Source organism: Actinomadura atramentaria DSM 43919 (assembly GCF_000381885.1).
GTDB classification, from domain to species: domain Bacteria; phylum Actinomycetota; class Actinomycetes; order Streptosporangiales; family Streptosporangiaceae; genus Spirillospora; species Spirillospora atramentaria.
This window is the reverse complement of sequence record NZ_KB907240.1, coordinates 1-4,334: the sequence shown is the minus strand read 5'-3', so window position 1 is coordinate 4,334 and position 4,334 is coordinate 1. Positions and strand designations below refer to the sequence as shown.

Genomic DNA, 4,334 nt, shown 5'->3' with positions numbered 1-4,334 from the left:
AGCGGGGACAGGATTTGAACCTGCGACCTCTGGGTTATGAGCCCAGCGAGCTACCGAACTGCTCCACCCCGCGGCGATGTCTTAACTCTATGGGGTGGCGGGGGGTTGTGCAAATTGATTGGGGGGTGGGGCGGTGAGGGCGGCGGTGAGCATGGCGGTGAGGTCGGCGGTGAAGGTGCGGTGGTCGAGGAGGGAGGGGTCGGGTGCGTCGGGGTGGGCGGCGAGGCGGGCGGCGCGGTCGGCGAGGGCGGCGGCGAGGAAGGCGATGTGGAGGGAGAGGCGTTCGAGGGCGAGGGGTTCGGGGAGGTCGCGGGTGAGGTGGTGTTGGAGGAGTCCGAGTTGTTCGGCGAGGGCGGTGTCGCGGATGGGTTCGGGGACGGTGTGGAGGCGGAGTCCGGCGCGTCCGGCGACCTGGTTGACGATGCGGAGGAAGTCGCGGCCGTGGGGGGTGGCGAGTTCGTCGGCGATGGGGTGGACGACGGCGGCGACGACGTCGGGGAGGGGCGCGTCGCGGAGGGCGGGGAGGGCGGCGCGGCGGGCGGGTTCCATGCGTTGGACGCCGGCGCGGAGGATGGCGTCGAGGAGTCCGGCGCGGGAGCCGAAGTGGTAGGTGACGGCGGAGTCGTTGCCCTGTCCGGCGAGGGCGACGATGTCGCGGGTGCGGGCGGCGTCGATGCCGCGGGCGGCGAAGAGGCGGGCTCCGGCGGCGAGCAGCCGGTCGCGGGTGGCGCTTGCGTCCTTCGGCATGCCGACCGATACTAACCGGACACGTTAATAACGGCCCTCGTTAGGATCGCCGATGGCGTACGACCCGTTCGACCCCCGGTTCCAGGCCGACCCCTACCCCGCCTACCGCGCGCTGCGCGACGACGACCCCGTCCACCGCCACGACGCCCCGCCGTTCTGGGCGCTGTCGCGGTTCGAGGACGTGTGGGCGGCGGTCCGCGACCACGCGGCCTTCTCGTCCGCGAGCGGCCTGACGTTCTACCCCGACGAGATCGGCGCGCTCGGCCTCGCGCCCACGATCGTCATGCTCGACCCGCCCCGCCACACGGCGCTGCGCCGCCTGGTCAGCAGCGGCTTCACGCCGCGCCGGATCGCCGCGCTGGAGGATCTGCTGCGCGCGTTCGTCCGCGACCGGATCGCCGCGATGGAGCGCGCCGCCGCCGACGGCGGGCGGCCCGACCTGCACCGCGACCTCGCCGCCGCGCTGCCGACGTTCGCGCTCGCGCACCTGCTGGGCGTCCCGGCGGCCGACCGGGCGCGGTTCGGCCCGTGGGTGGCGGCGCTGACGACGCTCCAGGACGACGGGTTCGGCCCCGGCGCCCTCGACGACGCCCGCGCCGCGCACGCGGTCGCGGAGATGTTCGGCTACTTCTCCGACGTCATCGCGGCGCGTCGCGCGGACCCGGCGGACGACCTGATCAGCGCGCTGACCGCCGCCGAGGTGGACGGCGAGCGGCTGACGGACTGGGACGTCCTCGGCTTCTGCTTCGTCATGGTCGCGGGCGGCAACGACACGACCGGGAACCTGATCTCGCACGGCGTCGCGCTGCTCGACGGCGACCACGCGCAGCGCGAGCTGCTGGCGGCGGACCTGTCCCTGCTGCCGAACGCGATCCTGGAGTTCCTGCGCATGGAGGGTTCGGTGCAGGCGCTCGCGCGGACGACGACGCGTCCCGTCGTCCTGCACGGGACGGAGATCCCGGCGGGCGAGAAGGTCATGATGATGTACGGGTCCGCGAACCGGGACGAGCGCGAGTTCGGGCCGACCGCCGACCGGCTGGACGTCACCCGCGAGATCCCGCGCCATCTGGGCTTCGCGAGCGGCGTCCACTTCTGCATCGGCTCGCACCTGGCGAAACTCCAGGCGCGCGTCGCGTTCGAGGAGCTGCTGTCGGCGCACCCGCACGTCGGCGTGGACCTCGACGTCGCCGAACGGATCTCGTCCCCCTTCACGCGCGGCTGGAAGTCCCTGCCCGCGACGGGACTGTGACGCGTCCGAAGATCAGCGCGACACGAACGAGCGGAGGAAGAACGCCAGGTTCGCGGGCCGCTCCGCGAGGCGGCGCATGAAGTAGCCGTACCAGTCGGCGCCGTACGGGACGTAGACGCGCATCGCCTCGCCGTCCGCCGCCAGCCGCCGCTGCTCGCCCGCGCGGATGCCGTACAGCATCTGGAACTCGTAGTCGCCGGGCGCGCGGCCCGCGCGGACCGCCAGCGCCTTGGCGATGGCGATCATCCGGGGGTCGTGGCTGGCGACCATCGGGTAGCCGTCGCCGTCCATGAGGAGCCGCAGCGCGCGGACGTACGCGCGGTCCACGTCGGCCTTCGCCTGGTACGCGGCGGACGCGGGCTCGGCGTACGCGCCCTTGACGAGCCGGACGCGCGACCCGTCGTGGACGAGGTCGCGCAGGTCGCCCTCGGTGCGGCGCAGCATCGCCTGGATCGCGACGCCCGTCGCGGGGAACTCGGCGCGGACCTTGCCGAGGACGCCGAGCGTCGAGTCGACCGTGGTGTGGTCCTCCATGTCGAGCGTGATCGTCATGCCGTGCCGGTCGGCCGCCGCCGCGACGGCCAGCGCGTTCTCCAGCGCGACGGCCTCGCCGTCGCCGGGCAGCGCCTGCCCGAGCGCCGACAGCTTCACCGACGCCTCCGCGCCGGCGGCCAGCCCCCGGTCCGCGAGCGCGCCGAACAGCCGCAGGTAGGCGTCGCGCGTCGCCTCGGCCTGGGACCGGTCCAAAGTGTCCTCGCCGAGGTGGTCGAGCGTGACGCGCAGCCCGTGGTCCCGGAGTTCGCGGACGGCGTCGAGCGCGGCGGCCAGGTCGTCGCCCGCGACGAACCGGTCCACCACGCCCCTGGTGAGCGGCAGCGCGGTGATCAGCTCGCGGAGGCGCGCGCTGCGCGCGGCCGCGAGGAGCGATGAGTTGGCCACGGGTTCCTCCCCACGGTGACTGGGTTCCTGCCTAGACGTTAGAAACCGCTCACCACCAGGGCATACCTTCAAATGCCACACCGACCGCACGAATTCTTCAGACGAACGTCCAACCGGAGGACGGCGATGGCGGACGATCTGCAGGAGGTCACCGAACGCGTCGCGGACCTGCTCGGCGCGCCCGCGACCCTGGAGGACCGCGACTTCCACCTGGTCGCCTACGCGGCCCACGGCACGACGATCGACCCGGTCCGCATGGAGTCGATCCTCCACCGCCGCTCCACGGAGCAGGTGAGATCCCGCTTCGAGCGCTACGGCATAGCCCGCGCGACGGAACCCGTCCGCATCCCGCCCGACCACGCGGCAGGAGTCCTGGGCCGCCTGTGCCTCCCGGTCCGCTGGAACGGCGTCACCTACGGCTACCTGTGGCTCCTGGACGACGAATCCCGCATAGACGAGAAACTGGCCAGAACCGCGACACCACTCTGCGAACGCGCGGGCCTCCAAATGGCCAGACAAGCAAGAGAACGCGGCGACCTCGGCCTGCACCTGGCAGAACTACTCTCCACAGACAACGAAGTCCGAGCACGAGCAGCAGCAGACACAACAATAGAAACCCCGGTAGCGGTAGCGGTCCTGAACGCCCCCGGCGCGACAGTCCTGAACCCCTGGCAACTCCCAAGAGCGGTCCTGACCACGATCTGGGAAGGCGACCACGTCATCCTGATCCCCCTACCAGGCCGCTCCCCCGCCCCGATCATCGACCGAGCCAGAGCCCTCCTGGCAGAACACGCGACATCCCCCGTGACAACAGGCGTCTACCAACCCTGCACAACCCTGACGTCAGTCAGAGAAGCCTGGCAACGAGCAAGAACAACAGCGAGAGCAGCAGCCCCGGGCACCACAAGATCCTGGGACACCCTAGGAGCCCTACGCCTCCTACGCTGGTCAGACGAGACCCACCTAGCAGAAGCAGTCCTCACAGAAAAAATCACCGACCTAACAACCAACCACCCGACCCTGACAACAACAGCCAAACTCTACCTAGACAACGCAGGCGCAATAAAACCAACAGCACAAACCCTCAACATCCACCGCCAAACCCTCTACCACCGAATAGAAAGAATAGAAGAAATAACCACCCTAGACCTGACCAACGGCCAAGACCGCCTAACCCTCCACCTAGCCCTGACCCTAAACGAACACATAACATAAAAAGCAAGGAACCACGAAGCGAAGCGAGCCCAAGACAACGGAGAGCCAAACAACAAACAGCAACCACAGGGGGGCGTGGGGGGCGGAGCCCCCCACACCGGGGGGCTCCGGGGGGTCGTCCCCCCGGGAAAAGGCGAAGGAGCCCGCCGGGAAGCAACAAACGTTGCGACCAGACGAGCCCCAA

The 4,334-nt window shown here is 70.2% G+C and carries 4 protein-coding genes and 1 tRNA gene; 2 read left to right on the top strand and 3 right to left on the bottom strand.

All coding sequences use genetic code 11. The features are described from left to right. Together G339_RS0131950 and G339_RS38370 are read right to left on the bottom strand one after the other, a co-directional pair. Positions 1-73 (bottom strand) — tRNA-Met (locus G339_RS0131950). 14 nt (positions 74-87) lie between these two features. Then, entirely contained in the window at positions 88-747 is a 660-nt protein-coding gene (locus G339_RS38370; RefSeq protein WP_205625678.1) for a TetR/AcrR family transcriptional regulator, read from the bottom strand. 52 nt (positions 748-799) lie between these two features. Between G339_RS38370 and G339_RS0131940 the strand changes: the two genes are divergently transcribed. After that, a complete protein-coding gene (locus G339_RS0131940) occupies positions 800-1,996 on the top strand; it encodes a cytochrome P450 (protein WP_019635127.1) in 1,197 nt (398 codons plus the stop codon). 12 nt (positions 1,997-2,008) lie between these two features. Here G339_RS0131940 and G339_RS0131935 read toward each other — a convergent pair whose 3' ends face one another. Continuing rightward, positions 2,009-2,935 (bottom strand): proline dehydrogenase family protein, encoded by a 927-nt coding sequence (locus G339_RS0131935; protein ID WP_019635126.1) that lies wholly within the window; start codon positions 2,933-2,935, stop codon positions 2,009-2,011. A 126-nt stretch (positions 2,936-3,061) separates the two neighbouring features. Here G339_RS0131935 and G339_RS38365 point away from each other — a divergent pair, with 126 nt between their 5' ends. After that, complete coding sequence (locus G339_RS38365) at positions 3,062-4,150, top strand: PucR family transcriptional regulator (RefSeq protein WP_157408154.1); 1,089 nt, start codon at positions 3,062-3,064, stop codon at positions 4,148-4,150. Positions 4,151-4,334 lie beyond the last annotated feature (184 nt).